This window comes from Rheinheimera riviphila, assembly GCF_004005945.1.
GTDB classification, from domain to species: Bacteria; Pseudomonadota; Gammaproteobacteria; order Enterobacterales; family Alteromonadaceae; genus Pararheinheimera; species Pararheinheimera riviphila.
This window is the reverse complement of sequence record NZ_SACS01000010.1, coordinates 56,226-73,628: the sequence shown is the minus strand read 5'-3', so window position 1 is coordinate 73,628 and position 17,403 is coordinate 56,226. Positions and strand designations below refer to the sequence as shown.

The 17,403-nt window shown below is 49.0% G+C and carries 16 protein-coding genes; 15 read left to right on the top strand and 1 reads right to left on the bottom strand.

Going from position 1 to position 17,403, the window contains the following annotated elements; translation table 11 throughout:
* Positions 1 to 74: 74 nt before the first annotated feature.
* Positions 75 to 3,245: a TonB-dependent receptor domain-containing protein gene (locus tag EOE67_RS10670; protein ID WP_206099562.1), complete on the top strand. Its 3,171-nt coding sequence runs from the start codon at positions 75 to 77 to the stop codon at positions 3,243 to 3,245.
* Positions 3,246 to 3,339: 94 nt separating this feature from the next.
* Here EOE67_RS10670 and EOE67_RS21080 read toward each other — a convergent pair whose 3' ends face one another.
* A complete protein-coding gene (locus EOE67_RS21080) occupies positions 3,340 to 3,576 on the bottom strand; it encodes an LEPR-XLL domain-containing protein (protein WP_127699067.1) in 237 nt (78 codons plus the stop codon).
* On the opposite strand from EOE67_RS21080, the gene leuS reads away from it, so the two are divergent.
* From leuS to EOE67_RS10595, 14 genes are all read left to right on the top strand, one after another.
* The gene (gene leuS, locus EOE67_RS10660) at positions 3,542 to 6,163 is read left to right on the top strand and encodes a leucine--tRNA ligase (protein ID WP_127699066.1); all 2,622 of its coding nucleotides are present in this window, start codon (positions 3,542 to 3,544) and stop codon (positions 6,161 to 6,163) included. The genes EOE67_RS21080 and leuS overlap by 35 nt on opposite strands.
* Before the next feature lies 1 nt (position 6,164).
* A complete protein-coding gene (locus tag EOE67_RS10655; RefSeq protein ID WP_127699065.1) occupies positions 6,165 to 6,662 on the top strand; it encodes an LPS-assembly lipoprotein LptE in 498 nt (165 codons plus the stop codon).
* Between the two features lie 3 nt (positions 6,663 to 6,665).
* Positions 6,666 to 7,712 (top strand): DNA polymerase III subunit delta, encoded by a 1,047-nt coding sequence (gene holA / locus EOE67_RS10650; RefSeq protein ID WP_127699064.1) that lies wholly within the window; start codon positions 6,666 to 6,668, stop codon positions 7,710 to 7,712.
* 12 nt (positions 7,713 to 7,724) lie between these two features.
* On the top strand, positions 7,725 to 8,378 hold the full coding sequence (nadD, locus tag EOE67_RS10645) for a nicotinate-nucleotide adenylyltransferase (protein WP_127699063.1): 654 nt from the start codon (positions 7,725 to 7,727) through the stop codon (positions 8,376 to 8,378).
* A gap of 59 nt (positions 8,379 to 8,437) precedes the next feature.
* The gene (rsfS, locus tag EOE67_RS10640) at positions 8,438 to 8,758 is read left to right on the top strand and encodes a ribosome silencing factor (RefSeq protein WP_068060089.1); all 321 of its coding nucleotides are present in this window, start codon (positions 8,438 to 8,440) and stop codon (positions 8,756 to 8,758) included.
* A gap of 5 nt (positions 8,759 to 8,763) precedes the next feature.
* The gene (gene rlmH / locus EOE67_RS10635) at positions 8,764 to 9,234 is read left to right on the top strand and encodes a 23S rRNA (pseudouridine(1915)-N(3))-methyltransferase RlmH (RefSeq protein WP_068060092.1); all 471 of its coding nucleotides are present in this window, start codon (positions 8,764 to 8,766) and stop codon (positions 9,232 to 9,234) included.
* A gap of 2 nt (positions 9,235 to 9,236) precedes the next feature.
* Positions 9,237 to 11,351 (top strand): penicillin-binding protein 2, encoded by a 2,115-nt coding sequence (gene mrdA / locus EOE67_RS10630; RefSeq protein ID WP_206099561.1) that lies wholly within the window; start codon positions 9,237 to 9,239, stop codon positions 11,349 to 11,351.
* Complete coding sequence (gene rodA, locus EOE67_RS10625; protein WP_127699062.1) at positions 11,344 to 12,450, top strand: rod shape-determining protein RodA; 1,107 nt, start codon at positions 11,344 to 11,346, stop codon at positions 12,448 to 12,450. Before mrdA ends, rodA begins: the two co-directional genes overlap by 8 nt.
* Positions 12,450 to 13,466: a septal ring lytic transglycosylase RlpA family protein gene (locus tag EOE67_RS20980; protein ID WP_127699061.1), complete on the top strand. Its 1,017-nt coding sequence runs from the start codon at positions 12,450 to 12,452 to the stop codon at positions 13,464 to 13,466. The genes rodA and EOE67_RS20980 overlap by 1 nt, the downstream gene beginning before the upstream one ends.
* A gap of 62 nt (positions 13,467 to 13,528) precedes the next feature.
* A complete protein-coding gene (locus EOE67_RS10615) occupies positions 13,529 to 14,686 on the top strand; it encodes a D-alanyl-D-alanine carboxypeptidase family protein (protein ID WP_127699060.1) in 1,158 nt (385 codons plus the stop codon).
* A gap of 160 nt (positions 14,687 to 14,846) precedes the next feature.
* A complete protein-coding gene (ybeD, locus tag EOE67_RS10610; RefSeq protein WP_127699059.1) occupies positions 14,847 to 15,128 on the top strand; it encodes a DUF493 family protein YbeD in 282 nt (93 codons plus the stop codon).
* Positions 15,129 to 15,199: 71 nt separating this feature from the next.
* The gene (gene lipB, locus EOE67_RS10605) at positions 15,200 to 15,853 is read left to right on the top strand and encodes a lipoyl(octanoyl) transferase LipB (RefSeq protein WP_127699058.1); all 654 of its coding nucleotides are present in this window, start codon (positions 15,200 to 15,202) and stop codon (positions 15,851 to 15,853) included.
* Positions 15,846 to 16,820, top strand: a complete 975-nt coding sequence (lipA, locus tag EOE67_RS10600) for a lipoyl synthase (protein ID WP_068060111.1) — start codon at positions 15,846 to 15,848, stop codon at positions 16,818 to 16,820. The genes lipB and lipA overlap by 8 nt, the downstream gene beginning before the upstream one ends.
* A gap of 210 nt (positions 16,821 to 17,030) precedes the next feature.
* Positions 17,031 to 17,384, top strand: a complete 354-nt coding sequence (locus EOE67_RS10595) for a PilZ domain-containing protein (RefSeq protein ID WP_127699057.1) — start codon at positions 17,031 to 17,033, stop codon at positions 17,382 to 17,384.
* Positions 17,385 to 17,403 lie beyond the last annotated feature (19 nt).

Below are 17,403 nucleotides of genomic sequence, written 5' to 3'. Positions count from 1 at the left end.
CTCATAAAACAGTATAGTGGTCACCAGGCAGAGTATCCCAAATCTGTCGAAACTAATCGATAAACGCTGCTCAAATGTCACAAAACTTCACATTTAAGAATCTTTTAATCGTAAATAATTACACTTTTATCGCAGCAAACCGCCTCCAAATACGAATAATTTGCAATAAAATCATTTTCGATAGCTTTTTTGTGCAATTTAACGCATTACAGTTGTTTTTGTTGAACGAAGTAGTTAGTTTGTTGTCGTGCTGGGAAAATGGTCGAAAACACCCTGCGGAAATGCCATTTTCTAAGCATTTTTTTTCGACTTTCCAGCGCTATTTTCAACAGAGATACACAAGGAAATCCAGGATGCATTCTAACAATAAACTGAACCAGGCAGTGCGTTTAGCATTAGCTTTGGGCGTTACTACCACGGCCCTGTTCGCGAATTCCGTTTCAGCACAAGAAACGACAGCAGACAATAAAGTTGAGCGTATCGAAGTTACCGGCTCAAAAATCAAACGTATCGGTGAATTATCTCCAACGCCAGTGACCGTAATCAGTGGCGATATGATGGTTGATGCAGGTATCACCAACGTCGGCGAATTGATGAGCGAATTGCCATCAGCAGTTGTTGGTCTGTCACCAGAAACTACCAACAACTCTATTTTTGCTAACGGCTTAAGCCAGACCGCATTGCGCGGCTTGGGCTCGAACCGTACTCTTGTTCTCGTCAATGGCCGCCGTTTTGTGGGTTCTAACCCTGGCAACAGCGCAGTAGATTTAAACAACATTCCAGCTGCAATGATCGCACGGATTGAAATCACAACTGGTGGCGCCTCTGCCGTTTACGGTTCAGATGCAGTTGCCGGTGTTGTAAACATCGTTACCAAAAAATCTTTCGAAGGATTTGAAGCAGATGTCGCTACCAGCCGCCCGAGTCAGAAAGGTGGTGAAGAAGATTTCTATTCATTGACTTTTGGTAGCAGTGAAGGCAAATCTGATTTTATCGCTAACATGACCTATGTTGAACAGTCGCAGGTTACTGGTGCACAACGTGATTTTATCCGTAACGGTTTAATCACTATTGACAACCCGCTGAACAAAAACGGCACCGACGGCATTCCGGGTCGTATCGTATGGGATCAGACGGGCAACCCAATTTTGCGCAACTATGGTAAAACCGGCTGGTTTAACGTAGGTGGCGTTGCTCACGTATTTAATGCTGACGGTTCAGTCCGTCCAGCTGATCTGAAAGGCGGCATCGCTTACCCATTCGTTTTAAACTCTGCCCAAAACAGCCGTTATTTATCAGCACCGGACAACCCGGGTGATGGTTATAACACCTTAGAGCATACCTATCTGCGTACACCACTGGAACGTTTAAATCTGAGTGCCAACTGGAGCTACCAGATCAATGACGACCACCGTTTCAGTTTCGAAAGCACCTACTCAAATTCAAAAGCGTTCGGTGAAAGCTCTCCAGCGTTTTTCGTGTTAAGCGGTGCTAATGGTATTGATCCATTAAACCCAATGCTGACCGATGCAACCCGTAAATTCTTCGCTGATAACAAAGTTACTACACAACTGCAAAACACTTACCTAGCCGCCAATTTCGGCAACCGTAAATACGATCAAAACCGCAGCTTAGTCCGCGTTTCCTTAGGTCTGGAAGGTAACCTGACAGAAACGTGGGGTTATGAAAGTTACGTTCAAAAAGGCCACGTTGATGCCAACTCGAAATGGTTTGGTGAAATGCTGGAAGATAACTTCTATGCAGCGATTCAGGCCACTCGTGATGGCACTGGCAAAATCGTTTGTAAAGACGTAGCGCAACGTAACCGTGGTTGTGTGCCTCTGAACATCTATGGTTCAGGTCTGGAATCACAAGAAGCACTGGATTGGGTTCGCACCGATGCAATGCGTGATGCTACCTTAGATCAAGATGTTGCAGGTTTAACTGTCAGCGGGGATGTGTATGAATTACCGGCTGGTATTGTTGGTTCGGCATTTAGCTTAGAATATCGTAAAGAACGTACTTCTTCGCTGCCAGACCCAGCTATGCGTTCAGGCGCATTGTTTAACAATCAGTCGGCACCAATGTCAGGTGAGTTCTCAGTAACTGAAGCTTCTGCTGAATTCTCTATCCCATTGTTCGCTGAGTTGTTCCTGGTGAAAGATTTAACCCTGGAAACTGCATTCCGTACCATGGATTACAGCACCACTGGCCGTGAAAATGCCTGGAAAATCAGCTTAAACCACACAATTACTGACGAACTGAAATTACGTTTAAACCGTTCTAAATCAGTACGTGCCCCGAACATTGGTGAACTGTATAACCCACCAGGTCAAACATTCACGGCTCTGACTGACCCATGTCAGCAATTGCGGATTGACAGTGCTGGTGTGTTTAAAACCAACGTTGAGAAAAACTGTCGTGCTGATGGTATGCCACAAGGCTGGTCACCAACCAATGCCTGGATCACTGGTGGTAGTAAGCCAGGTTTCATCATTGGTAACGAAGACTTGTCGTCTGAACAAGCTTATGACATCACTGCCGGTATTATTTATACCCCAGAATGGCTGGATGGCTTCAGTGTTACTGCTGACTACTGGAAATTTGATATTTCGAACATGATCCAGAGCCATGGTGCCCAGAACGTTGTGAACTACTGTTATCAGTTAGACAGCCTGGATAACCCGTATTGCGCACTGTTCACCCGTGATCCGGCAACACGTGATATCACCAACTACTTCGTGAAACCAGTGAACTCCGCATCGGCTTCACTGGCTGGTGTAGACGTAGAGACTAACTACAAGTTTGAACTGGGTTCATACGGTAAATTAGACTTGCGTTTAATGGCTACTTACACGGATAACTGGGAACAGAATACCACTGGCCGTGCTGGTGATAGTCGTTCGTTCCAGGGTCAATACGGCACATTCCGTTGGAAAGGTCGCTTCACTGCAAACTATACCTACGAAGATTTAGCCGTAGCTTTAGGCAGTAGCTATCTGCATCATTCAGTTTTTGATCGCAGTGCATGGACTGCAGAAGTAAATAACTATAACGAAATTGCGTCTTATACCACTTGGGATTTGACCAGCCGTTATAACGTGACACCTAATTTAACTGTACGTGCAGGTGTTCTGAACTTAGCTGATCGTCAACCAGTGCGTAACCCCAATGTTTACAACTCTGGTGAACATTACGACATCCTGGGTCGTCGTTTAACTGTGGGTGTGAACTACAAGTTCTAATCAACATCGTTTGATAATCTAAACTAAAGGAGAGGCTTGCCTCTCCTTTTTTATGCCTGTTTTTCACAAGTTAATCTCAAAAATAGCTTTGGATTTACACCTCTGATTGACACGAGGTGTTCGAGTTGCCATCTCGATATGAAGCATCAGCTGAATACAGGAAACGAGGCTCGAGCTCGTCTTTCGCTGGACGATACTGTTGTTGTCGATACCCTGCTTGCGGTATGCTAAGGGTACTTTTTGTCGCGTACCTTATCAGGTGCCGGCCGCCTTTGATTGAACAGTTGGAATTTTCGATGTCTGAAGCACATACCCCAGCCCAAACCGCCACCTACACTTATGATCCAAAAGCCATTGAGACCCAGATGCAGCAGCATTGGGAACAAAGCAATGCCTTTAAAGTGGTCGAAGATCCAAGCAAAGAAAAATACTATTGCCTGTCGATGTTCCCTTATCCAAGTGGCCGCCTACATATGGGCCATGTGCGCAATTACACCATTGGTGATGTGATCAGCCGTTTCCAGCGGATGCAGGGCAAAAACGTAATGCAACCTATGGGTTGGGATGCTTTTGGTTTACCGGCTGAAAACGCCGCCATCGCCAATAAAACAGCGCCTGCCATATGGACTTACGCCAATATCGATTACATGAAAAACCAGCTGAAACGTTTAGGTTTTGGTTACGACTGGGACCGCGAGCTCGCCACCTGCAAACCAGAATATTACAAGTGGGAACAATGGTTCTTCACTAAGCTGTTTGAAAAAGGTTTGGTTTACAAAAAAATGGCCACAGTGAACTGGGATCCAGTGGATCAATGTGTACTGGCCAACGAGCAAGTCATCGACGGTCGCGGCTGGCGTTCAGGCGCCTTGGTCGAACAGCGCGAACTGGCACAGTGGTTTATCAAAATCACCGATTACGCCGAAGAGTTATTACAGGATTTAGACCAGCTGGACGAATGGCCAGAGCAGGTCAAAACCATGCAACGCAACTGGATTGGCCGCTCAGAAGGTGTCGAAATCACTTTCAGTCTGGCCGGTTCCAGCTACGACTTCAGCGTCTACACCACCCGCCCAGATACTTTGTATGGTGTGACTTATGTCGCGATCGCGCCGCAACACCCGCTGGCGCAAAAAGCCGCTAAGCTCGATGACAAATTAGCGAAATTTATCGACGAATGTAAAGGCGGCAAAATTGCCGAAGCCGACATGGCCACCATGGAGAAAAAAGGCGCACCCACCGGTTTCTTCGCGGTGCATCCACTGACCGGTGAGCAAGTGCCAATTTGGGTCGCTAACTTTGTGTTGATGGATTACGGCTCAGGCGCAGTGATGGCGGTACCAGGCCATGATCAACGTGACTTCGAATTCGCCACCAAATACGGCATGAAAATCAAACAAGTAATCGCACCAGCAGCAGGCTCTACTGCCGTTTGCGATTTAACCACTGCCGCTTTCACCGAAAAAGGTGTGCTGGTCAATTCAGGTGATTTTGACGGTTTAGATTTTGCCGCTGGTTTTAAAGCCATTGCTGACAAACTTGCCAAAAAAGGCATTGGTCAAGTCAAAGTGAATTACCGCCTGCGTGACTGGGGTGTTTCCCGTCAACGGTATTGGGGTTCACCAATTCCAATGCTGACACTGGAAGATGGTACCCAAGTACCGGTGCCAGAAGCCATGCTACCAGTGCGGTTGCCAGAAGATGTGGTGATGGACGGTGTAACGTCGCCAATCAAAGCAGATCCAAACTGGGCCAAAACCAGTTACATGGGTAAAACCGCTTTCCACGAAACCGATACCTTCGATACCTTTATGGAATCAAGTTGGTATTACGCCCGTTATTGCAGCCCAGAGCACGATACCGGCATGCTGGATCCGGCCAAAGCCAATTATTGGTTACCGGTTGATCAGTACGTTGGCGGCATTGAACACGCTATTCTGCACTTATTGTACTCACGTTTTTTCCACAAATTGCTGCGTGACGTTGGTTTAGTGCAATGCGACGAGCCGTTTAAACGCCTGTTATGTCAGGGCATGGTGCTGGCTGAAACCTTCTATCGCGACAACGAAGGTGGTAGCAAAACCTGGTATTCGCCGCAGGATGTCACGGTTGAACGTGATGACAAAGGCCGCATTACTCAGGCCTTGTTAAAAACGGATGGTTTGCCGGTGGTGTCTTCGGGCATGAGCAAAATGTCCAAATCGAAAAATAACGGTATCGATCCACAAACGGTGATCGACCTGTACGGCGCCGACACAGTGCGGTTATTTATGATGTTCACCGCGCCACCAGAGCAAACGCTGGAATGGCAAGACTCTGCTGTGGAAGGCGCCAACCGCTTCCTGCGTCGGGTCTGGACTTTGGTCAATGAGTTTAAAACCCATACCAATGTGCCAGCACTGGATGTTGCCGCTTTAACCGCGGATCAAAAAACACTGCGCCGCGAAATTCACAAAACCATTGCTAAAGTGACCGATGACGTCGGTCGTCGTTATACTTTCAACACCGCCGTTGCCGCCATTATGGAGCTGATGAACAAGCTGCAAAAAGCGGCAACAGAGCCAAATCAGAACCTGGCAGTGCTGTCTGAAGGTATTCATGCGGTGGTGTCGTTGCTGAACCCAATCACCCCGCATTTATCACAGCACTTGTGGCGCGAATTGGGTCACAGCTCAGAGCTTGAACAAACGGCCTGGCCGTCAGTTGACCAATCAGCGTTGGTTGAAGATGAAAAACTGGTCGTCGTGCAAATCAACGGCAAAGTCCGTAGCAAAGTGACGGTGGCGATTGATGCGACCGAAGAACAAGTGATGGCACTGGCGCGCGCGGAAGAAAACGTGCAGAAGTACTTAGAAGGTGTTGAGCTGCGTAAAGTGATTTACGTACCGGGCAAATTATTAAGTCTGGTGGTGGGCTAAGATGACTGCGAAGCCGGTATTTTTAGTGAAGCTGTTACTGCCAGTGCTGCTGCTTGCCAGCTTACTGCTCGGCAGCTGCGGCTTTCATCTGCGTGGCCAGTTACCGCTAGCAAAATATCCGGCTATCCATCTGCAAGGCGACCGGCATTCACAGTTGTTGACTGAGCTCAGCATGCAGCTCAGTCGCAACAATGTGCAATTGCCGGAGCAAAGCAGTGTCGATATTCCGCAAATCAAACTGGATCGCGATAGCCTGCAACGCCGGACTTTATCGTTGTTCCCGAATGGTCAGGTGGCGGAATACGAACTGATTTACACCGTCAATTACCAACTCCAGCTGCCAAATCAAGAACCGGTGCCTTACCAGATTGAGTTGTTCCGCGATTATCAGGACGATCCAAACCGCGCTCTGGCAAAAGCACGTGAACTCGATTTGTTGCTAGCAGAACTGCGTGGCCAGGCAGTCGCACGGATCATCCGCCAACTCGGCCGGCTGTAAGCCATGCTCAAGCTTTACAGCAATCAACTGGGCGCCCAGCTTAAAAAAAGCCTGGCGCCGGTTTATCTGGTGTTTGGCGAAGAACCACTGCAAAAAATGGAAGCGTTGGATGACATTCGCGCTGCCGCGAAAAAACAAGGTTTTGATGATCGGCAAAGTTTTATTGTCGAAGCCAATTTTGAATGGGCTGACTTTGTTAACGAGCTCAACAGCATGTCGTTGTTTGCCCAAAAACAGTTGCTGGAACTGGATTTAGGCACCGCCAAACTCACCCCAACCGCGCTTGAGCAGCTAAAACAATTGCCTGCTTTATTGCATGCCGATGTCATTCTGGTGCTGCATGCGGCGAAATCTGCTACCGAATTTACCAAACAAAGCTGGTTTAAAACTTTGTCTGAAATCGGCGTGCAGGTGCAGTTTTATCCGCTCGACGACAGCCAGTTTATGCGCTGGCTAAAAGAGCGCTCGCAACAGCTGGGTTTAAAGCTGCAAACCGACGCGCTGCAATTGCTGCAACATCATGCCGCCGGTAACTTACTCGCGGCACGGCAAGAGCTGGAAAAACTGGCACTTACCCACTACGGTCAATGGCTGGACGCCGCATTTTTACAGCAATATCTGGCTGACCAATCGCATTTCACCGTATTTCAGCTGATTGATTCGGTGCTGGCGGGTTTGGGTGAAGAAGCCTTGCATCGGCTTGACCGGTTGCTGCAACAAGATACCGAAGCGGTGGTGATTGGTTGGCAACTGCAAAAAGAAGCGCTGACTTTATTGCAACTGCAAGCTGCCGAACAACAAGGCCTACCGCTGACTGATTTATACAAAAAATTCAGTATCTGGCCAAAACGCCAGCCACTGTATCAACAAGCGTTGCTGCGGTTATCCAGCAACTGGCTGCATTATCTGGTGCAGGAATTGGCTTGTTTTGACCGTGGTTATAAATCCGGTCAGCTGTCCCACCCAGAAGTTGCACTGGGGCATTTGGTGACGCTGTTTATCAAACCGGTGCCAAAATTGTTTTCCTTGCAACAACAACTGGCAACTTAAGGCACAGCAGCCATGGCGATGCTTGGTTTTTATGGTGGTACTTTTGACCCCATCCATCAGGGGCATTTGCAGTCCGTGCTTTATGTGCAGCAGTATTGTCAGCTGGACCGACTGGAACTTATTCCCTGTCATTTACCACCGCATCGCACTCATCCTGGTGTTAGCAGTGAGCATCGCGCTGAAATGGTGCGGCTTGCTATCGCTCCCTACCCGCAACTTGCACTGAATTTACTCGAGCTTGCCAAAAACTCACCTTCATACACCGTCGAAACAATGGAACTGCTGCGCGCACAATATCCAAATGACACCCTGCTATTTGTGATTGGCATGGATTCTTTAACCCAGTTTCACCGCTGGTTTCGCTATCGGGATATCTTAAAACTCTGTCATCTGCTGGTCTGCCAAAGACCGGGTTATCAACCTGAGAGCATCGAAACCAAAGCTTTATTGGCAGAGCATCAGCTGGCAGCCGTCAGCGATTTGCACAGCAACACTCAGGGCGGAATTTTAATCCTGCCAAACCCGATGCTGGATGTGTCGGCCACTGCGATCCGCAAGTCGCTGCAACAATCGGCGAACATCCAAAGCCATCCGCAGCAAAGCCATAGGCTCCAAATCGAGGCCGTGCAGGCTTATATCCTGGAGCATCAGCTCTATCAGGTATAACTTCGGCACAAAAGCTGTTAAAATGCCGCGTTTTAGCGCACAGCCAATGGGGTATACCAGTGCAAACTTCGCAATTAATCGCCTTTGTCGTTGATAAGATTGACGATATGAAAGCAAAAGACATCGTTCAGCTGAACGTGTCAGGAAAATCCACCGAAACCGAATGTCTGGTCGTTTGTACCGGAACCTCCAATCGCCACACTCGTTCAGTCGCGGCATACCTGGTGGTAGAAGCCAAAAAAGCCGGTTTACATATTCTCGGTGTTGAAGGCGAAAAAACTGGCGAATGGGTGCTGGTTGACCTCGGTGAAGTGGTCGTACACGTGATGCTTGATGAAAGCCGCAGCTTTTATCAGCTGGAAAAACTCTGGGCTGCCTAATCACGATGAAGTTGTTGTTGATTGCCGTCGGTCAGAAAATGCCAGCCTGGGTCAGTACGGCCTATGAAGAATATGCCCGGCGTTTTCCGCGTGATTTGCCGCTGGAGCTGATTGAAGTTCCGGCCGGGAAACGTGGCAAAAATGCCGACATCAAACGCATTTTAGACCTTGAAGGCGAGAAAATGCTGGCCGCTGTGCCCAAAGGCAGTCGCATTGTGACGCTGGAAGTGGAAGGCGGCAACTGGAGCAGTCCACAGCTGGCGCAGAAACTGGAACAATGGCAAATGGATGGCCGTGATGTTTGTTTATTGGTGGGCGGACCTGAAGGTCTGGCACCCGCCTGCATCGCTGCCAGTGAAGCCAAATGGTCGTTATCGGCACTGACCATGCCTCATCCGCTAGTCAGAGTGGTCTTGGCCGAAAGCCTGTATCGCGCCTGGAGCATCAGTACCAACCATCCTTACCATCGCGAGTGACCATGCGCAAAACCCGGATTGCCATTGCCGATCATGCTGCCGAAGCTATATTGTTCAACCGGCGTATCGTATTTTCGGTGATTGTGGTGCTGGTACTGTTTTTGGTATTACTGCTGAATTTATACCAGCTGCAAGTGGTCCGCTACGAAGAATACTCCACCCGCGCCGATGGCAATCGGATCAAACTGGTGCCACTATCGCCCAATCGCGGGATGATTTTTGACCGCAATGGCGTATTGTTAGCCGAAAATAGCCCGGTGCATTCACTGGAGCTGATCCCCGAGCAAGTGGCAGATTTACCGGCCACAGTGACGGCATTAAGCGCATTGATTAGCATCGATGCCGACACCCAGGAACGGTTTTACAAAGACGTCAAAAAACAACGCCGCTTTAAAAGTATTTCGTTAAAAGAGCATTTAACCGAGCAGGAAGTCGCTATTTTGGCGGTGCATCTGCATCAATTTCCTGGTGTCACTCTCGAAGCCCGTTTAACCCGCAATTATCCTTATGGCGACCTGTTAACTCATGCGCTGGGTTATATCGGCAAAATTAACGAAAAAGAATATCAAGCGCTGGAAGCGGCAGAAGTCAGTGCCAATTACGCCGCTAGTCGCGATATCGGTAAGTCCGGTATCGAAAAATTCTATGAAAGCCAATTACATGGCACCGTTGGTTATCAGGAAGTCGAAGTGAATAGCCGTGGCCGGGTGATCCGGACTTTGCGCGAACAACCGGCGATTTCCGGTGATGACTTGTATTTATCACTGGATTTAGGCTTGCAACTTAAAGCGCAGGAAGCGCTCGGCGAAAACCGCGGTTCGGTGGTGATGCTCGATCCAAGAGACGGTTCGGTATTGGCGTTTTACAGTAACCCAAGTTACAACCCGAATTTATTTGTGCATGGCATCAGTAGTAAAAATTACAATTTATTGCTGAATTCACCAGACCGTCCATTGGTCAACCGGATCACTCAAGGGCTATTCCCGCCCGCTTCCACCATTAAGCCGTTACTTGGAGTACTCGGTCTTGAAAATGGCACCGTCACTGAACAAACCCGCATTCCGGATCCGGGCTTTTATCGGTTGCCGAACGTCAGCAGACGCTGGCGCGACCACTTAGAATGGGGTCATGGTTATGTCGATATTTATACCGGCATTATTAAAAGTTGCGACACCTACTTTTACCATCTGGCGTACAAACTGGGCATCGACAAAATTGCCGACTTTATGACGAATGCAGGTTTTGGTCGGCCTAGCGGTATTGATCTGCATGAAGAAAATGAAGGTAATATGCCGACCCGCGCCTGGAAAAAAGCCCGCCACAAGCAAAACTGGGGCCCTGGCGATACCATCAATATCGGTATTGGCCAGGGCTACTGGCAAGCAACTCCGTTGCAAATGGCGTTAACCACCGCCACCTTGGTCAATAGCGGTGGTCGGATCACACCAAGGCTAGCCCGCAATTTCCATAATCAGCAGCAAGATCAATCGTTGCTATTGCCGCTGGAACAGGCCATTACCGTGATTGACCCCAACAACTGGGCGATTTCCCGTGAAGCGATGTACCGCACCGCCCATCAGGAAGGTGGTACTGCCCGCGGCGCATTTTTGGGAGCCACCTATACCATTGGTGGCAAAACCGGCACCCAGCAAGTGATCAACATCGCGGCGGGCCAGAAATACAACGCCAAAGCGATTAACGCACGTCACCGCGATAACGCCATGTTTGTAGGTTATGCACCTCATGACAAACCCGAAGTGACCATTGCCGTAGTGGTCGAAAACGCCGGTGGTGGTGGCAGCAACGCAGCGCCGGTGGCGAGGCAGATGCTCGATTATTATTTCTCGCCGCAATATAACGCACCAACACTGCCTTCCATTGCCGATATCGCCGTGATCCAACAACAGCGGTATGACGCCATGCTGGTGCGTGAACAAGCTTATGCTGAAGAAGCCGCGCGCGAAAAAGCCGCCAAAGAAGCACGTAAAGCCGCCGAATTGCTGCGAAAATCCGGCAATATCGTCACACCAGCTGAAAACAATTTGCCACCACAAACGGCAACCGAAAGCACACCACCACCGCCAGCGGCCACCGAGGAAAAACCCATCGATGAGTAATCAGGAACATCAGACCCGCTGGCAACGCTGGCATATCGATATTCCGCTGTTATCCGGGATCTTGGTTTTGCTGTTGGTGGCACTTTTTACCCTGTACAGCGCCGACGGCCAGGATCTGGTCAAAGTAGAAGGCCAGGCGCTGAAGATGATTTTTGCCTTGGGCGTCATGCTATTTTTGGCACAGATCCATCCCAATACCTATCGCTACTGGGCAATCCCGATGTATATCGTCGGCTTGATCTGCTTATTGATAGTGGAATTTTTTGGCTATACCGCCAAAGGCTCGACACGCTGGATCGATTTTGGTTTTACCAGATTTCAGCCATCGGAAATGATGAAACTGGCGGTGCCGATGGCCGTGGCTTGGTATATGGCAAAACATCCGATGCCGCCCCGCTATCGGGATCTGCTGGCCGGTTTTCTGCTCTGTGCGATGCCAACGTTGTTGATCGCCAAACAGCCAGATTTAGGCACATCGATTCTGATTGCGATGTCTGGCGTCTTTGTGCTGTTCTTCTCAGGTATGAGCTGGCGAATTATTGGGGTACTGGTGGCACTTATCGCCGCATTTTTACCGGTGTTATGGCACTTTTTGATGTATGACTATCAAAAACGACGGGTGTTAACGTTGTTTGATCCAGAACAAGACCCGTTAGGTGCTGGTTATCAGACCATTCAATCGATGATTGCGATTGGCTCCGGTGGTTTTGAAGGTAAAGGCTGGATGCAGGGCACACAGTCGCAGCTGGAATTTTTACCAGAGCGACACACCGATTTTATTTTTGCCGTGTACGCCGAAGAAATGGGCTTAATGGGTGTGATGGCCTTGCTGGCACTGTATTTTTTTGTGATCAGCCGTGGCCTGATCATCGCCAGTCAAGCGCAGGACAATTTCAGCCGTTTTATGGCAGGCAGTATTACTCTGACATTTTTTGTCTACGTCTTTGTTAATATTGGCATGGTATCTGGTATCCTGCCGGTGGTTGGTGTTCCGCTGCCTCTGATTAGCTTTGGCGGAACTTCTTTGGTGACTTTGCTGGCCGGCTTTGGCATTCTGATGTCGATCAGCACTCACAAACGGATGTTAGCGAATCAATAATGAAAAAATTTTCCTGTTTAGAGCGCTCTCTGGCGCAGCCGTTGTTACTGATTTCTGCCACTGTGTTACTTGCCGCTTGTTCCAGCGCGCCACAACCTTCAGATCAATCAAGCTCAGCTGCTTACCCTGAGCCAAATAAAGGCCGCTACGCCCAGCAAAAAGACAGTATTCCGCTGCGTTTTCCTACTGCTGATGAAATGATGGATCCGGAGCCGGTGGTAGAACCCTTAAGCCGCGGCGGTAATAAAGCTTACAATATCTATGGTGTGGATTATTACCCAACCACCACCATTACCGAATACAGCGAAAGTGGTACTGCGTCCTGGTATGGCAACAAATTTCATGGTCATAACACCTCCAACGGCGAAAAATACGATGTGTTTTCAATGACCGCCGCCCATAAAACCTTGCCTTTGCCTTCTTATGTGCGGGTCACCAACCTCGACAATTTCAGAAGCGCCATCGTGCGGGTCAATGATCGCGGCCCGTTTCACAATGGCCGGGTGATTGATTTATCGTATTCCGCCGCCTACAAGTTAGGCATTTACCAAACCGGCACCGGTCGGGTCAAAGTCGAGTTGGTGGCATCTCCAGCCATGGAAAATATGAGCAGTTTCGCGACGCCTATTGCGCAAGAGCCGATGATCCCCTACGAGCCAATGACCGAAACCATGGCGCCCGCTGCAACCAGAAGCCCAGCCCCGGCAACAGCGCCAATCGCGGCACCGGTAAGCTTGCCTCCGCCTGCTTCTGTTCAATCCATGGGGCAAAACACCACTCAGGGCTGTTTTATTCAGCTGATTGCCAGCAGCGATCAGGCAAAAATAAACCGCCTGGGGAACGAATTACAACAACAGTGGTCTGTACCCACAACAGTCCAAACTGCCAATGGCATGTTTAAACTGTTAGCCGGGCCATTAACCGAACCGGCAGCCGCCGCCAGTTGGTTAGAAAATTTAAGAAGTAGTGGTTATCCGGATGCTTTTTTCACCAATAAAAAACTGTGTAGTGGTTAACTGCCAGCGGTGACAACAACCGGATTGTTTTCCAAGCATTCATCAAAAAAAGAAAGAGTCTCATGAACCAATATCGTCGAATTTTTATTGCCACCAGTTTCAGTTGCATCAGTTTTTTTGCCAGCAGTCAGGCCGTGCAAGTGACCCCAACCGCGCCGGAAGTCAATGCCAAAGGCTTTATCCTGATTGACTACCACACCGGCAAAGTGCTGGCTGAAGGCAACGCCGACACCCCATTGGCCCCTGCCAGTCTGACCAAAGTGATGACCAGTTATGTGGTCGGTACCGAAATCAAAAATGGCAATATTAAGCCAGACGATCAGGTGACCATCAGCGAAAACGCCTGGGCCAAAAAATACACCGATTCATCCAAGATGTTTATTGAAGTGGGCGCCACCATTTCGGTGAATGAGCTCAATCGCGGCATCATTATTCAGTCTGGGAACGACGCTTGTGTCGCCATTGCTGAACATATCGCCGGTACTGAAGGTGCTTTTGTCGAATTGATGAATGCCCATGCCAAACGCCTTGGCATGGAAAATACCACCTTTAGCAACGCCCATGGGTTGCCGGATGAAGCACAGCGCACCACGGCGCGTGATATGTCAAAGCTGTCGGTGGCGCTCATTCGCGACGTACCGGAAGAATATAAAATTTATGCTGAAAAAGAATATGTGTTTAACGGCATCAAACAATACAACCGTAACGGCTTGTTGTGGGATAAAACCCTGAACGTAGACGGCATCAAAACCGGCCATACCGCAGAAGCAGGGTATAGCTTAATTACCTCAGCCACCAAAGACGGCATGCGTTTAGTCTCAGTAGTGATGGGCACCGACAGCGCCAAAACCCGCGAAGCTGAGAACAAAAAACTACTGACCTACGGTTTTCGTTTTTTCGAAACTTTCTCACCTTATAAAGCCGGTGAAGTTTTTGCTGCACAGCGCGTTTGGCAAGGCGATAAAGAAAGCATCAATTTAGGTGTGCTCAGTGAAACTCCTATCACCCTGCAACGTGGCCAACGCAAAAACTTAAAAGCTGATTTTAAATTATCGCAGTTGCTGGTCGCGCCAATCGCCAAAGGTCAGGTGGTCGGTACGCTGTACTTAAAACTGGGTGAAGAAGATATTGCTGAATTTCCGCTGGTGGCCTTGGAAGACATCGCCGAAGGCACCATATTCAATCGTCTGGTTGATTATGTGAAAATGCAGTTTCTTTAATCTCAGTCATAGTTGCTAACCCATAATCATCAAAGATGACGGGTATAGTTGTCATTGACTGTCACATAGTCCCGGCATAGCCCGGGACTTTTTGTTAGAATAACCGAAATTATGCGCCTAGCGCCTAAGCTGAAAAACCTAAGTAGTGAGTGAGGATAAAATGGTCACTGAAGTCAAAAACACCACCTTTGATGAGTTTCTGGAATTCCCCTGCTCATTTAATTTTAAAGTTGTGGGCGTGGCCCATGATGATCTGGTGCCGCAAGTGATTGCAACTTTGCAAAAGCATGCCGATGCCAATGACTATTCGCCTTCGATCAAACCAAGTAGCAAGGGCACTTATCACTCGGTAACAGTGGTGGTTACCGTCACCAGCAAAGCCCATATCGAACTGCTGTATACCGAGCTTGGCAAGCTGGAACTGGTCCGTTATGTGATGTAAGGTCGGGATAAAACTCGACCTTTGAAATGTGACCGTTATAATGCTGCCAAATTGTGGCCACGGAGCCTGTAGTGCCTTTAGCTGACGCCTTAGTTATTCGCGATTTAGGATTGGTCGATTACACCAGTACCTGGCAGCGGATGCAGCAATTTACCGACCAGCGCACCGATGAAACGATGGATGAGATCTGGTTGCTGGAGCATCCACCGGTGTTTACCCAAGGTCAGGCCGGCAAGGCTGAACACCTGTTATTGCCCGGCGACATTCCGGTGGTGCAGGTTGACCGTGGTGGTCAGGTAACGTATCACGGCCCTGGTCAATTGGTGGCTTATGTCCTGCTGAATATTAAAAGACGGAACATCGGCGTGCGCCAACTGGTGACGTTAATCGAGCAGGTTATCGTCAATACGCTGGCAAGCTGCGACGTCAAAGCGTATGCCAAGGCCGACGCGCCTGGCGTTTATGTTGATGAGAAGAAAATTGCCTCGTTAGGGCTGCGGGTGCGTAAAGGCTGTACTTTTCACGGTCTGGCGCTCAATGTCGATATGGATTTAACACCTTTTAACCGGATCAACCCCTGTGGTTACGCCGGGATGCAAATGATTCAAAGTAAAGACTTTGGCGGCCCGCTGAATATGGCAGCCGCCAAAGCAGAACTTAGTCGTCAGTTTGCCAGCTTGTTGGCAGTGACTTCGCTTGAATATAAGACAGGGTTTTATGACTAACATCACCAAAACAGCTTTAATGGAGCCTGGCGTTAAGTTACGTGACGCCGAAAAAATGGCTTTAATTCCGGTCAAAGTGTTGCCGACTGAGCCGGCCGAAATGCTGCGTAAGCCAGAATGGCTGAAAATCAAACTGCCCCGCTCGTCCGAACGCATCGACGAAATCAAAAGTGCCATGCGTAAACACGGTCTGCATTCAGTTTGCGAAGAAGCATCTTGCCCTAACTTAACCGAATGTTTCAGCCACGGCACCGCGACTTTTATGATTTTGGGCGCTATCTGTACCCGTCGTTGCCCGTTTTGTGATGTCGCGCACGGTCGGCCATTACCGCCAAGCGCCGAAGAGCCAGAAAAACTGGCCTTAACCATCAAAGATATGAAGCTGAAATACGTGGTGATCACTTCGGTTGACCGCGACGACTTACGTGACGGCGGCGCCCAGCATTTTGCCGAATGTATCAGCGCTATCCGTAAAGAAAGCCCAACCATTAAAATTGAAGTATTGGTACCGGATTTCCGCGGCCGGATGGATGCGGCGCTGAATATTCTGACCCAAACGCCACCGGACGTGTTTAACCACAACCTGGAAACCGCACCACGGCTGTACAAACTGGCGCGGCCGGGCGCGGACTACAAATGGTCGCTGGAACTGCTGCGCCGTTATAAAGAAGCACATCCGGAAGTCTCGACCAAATCAGGTTTGATGGTCGGCCTTGGTGAAACCACCGAAGAAATCATCGAAGTGATGAAAGACTTACGTTTGCATAATGTCGACATGCTGACGGTTGGCCAATACCTGCAACCGAGCAAGCACCACTTACCGGTGCGCCGTTATGTATCTCCGGCTGAATTTGATGAAATCAAACGCATCGGCTTTGAACTGGGCTTTAAACACGTCGCAGCCGGGCCTTTTGTCCGCTCTTCGTACCACGCAGATCGCCAGGCAGCTGGTGAAGCGGTAAGTTAATTATCGGTATATACCCAAAATCATTGAAGATTCGGGTAGGCGCCGAGAGAGCGAAGCCCCAGGAGCATAGTAGTCCTATGTGACTGGGGTGAGTGAGCGAAGGCAACAACCCCGCATCTTCAAGGATGACGGGTATATTCAGGCTGCAACTGCAGCCTGTTTTTTTAGTGAATACAAGGCTATGCTGTAGCTATCAAATCAGGAGTCGATATGGACCACAGACGATTTAGCCGGATCTTGTTTAGTAGTGATGCACAGCTACTTTGCAATGACCAGAGCTTCAGCACGGAAATATTAGACCTGTCGCTACAAGGCGCTTTAGTCAAGCGCCCAGCAGATTGGAACATCGAAATCGGCAGTGCAGTGCAACTGCAATTTCAGCTGAATGACTCAGAGCTCGTGCTACAAATGGACACTATTGTCGCGCATAGTCATCAAGATACGCTTGGCTTGCGCTGTGAAAAAATGGATATTGAAAGTGTCAGTCACTTAAGACGTTTATTAGAGCTAAATATCGGCGATGCTGATTTACTTAGTCGCGAATTAAGCGAATTGTCGAACTAATTGCCGACTGAAATAACGA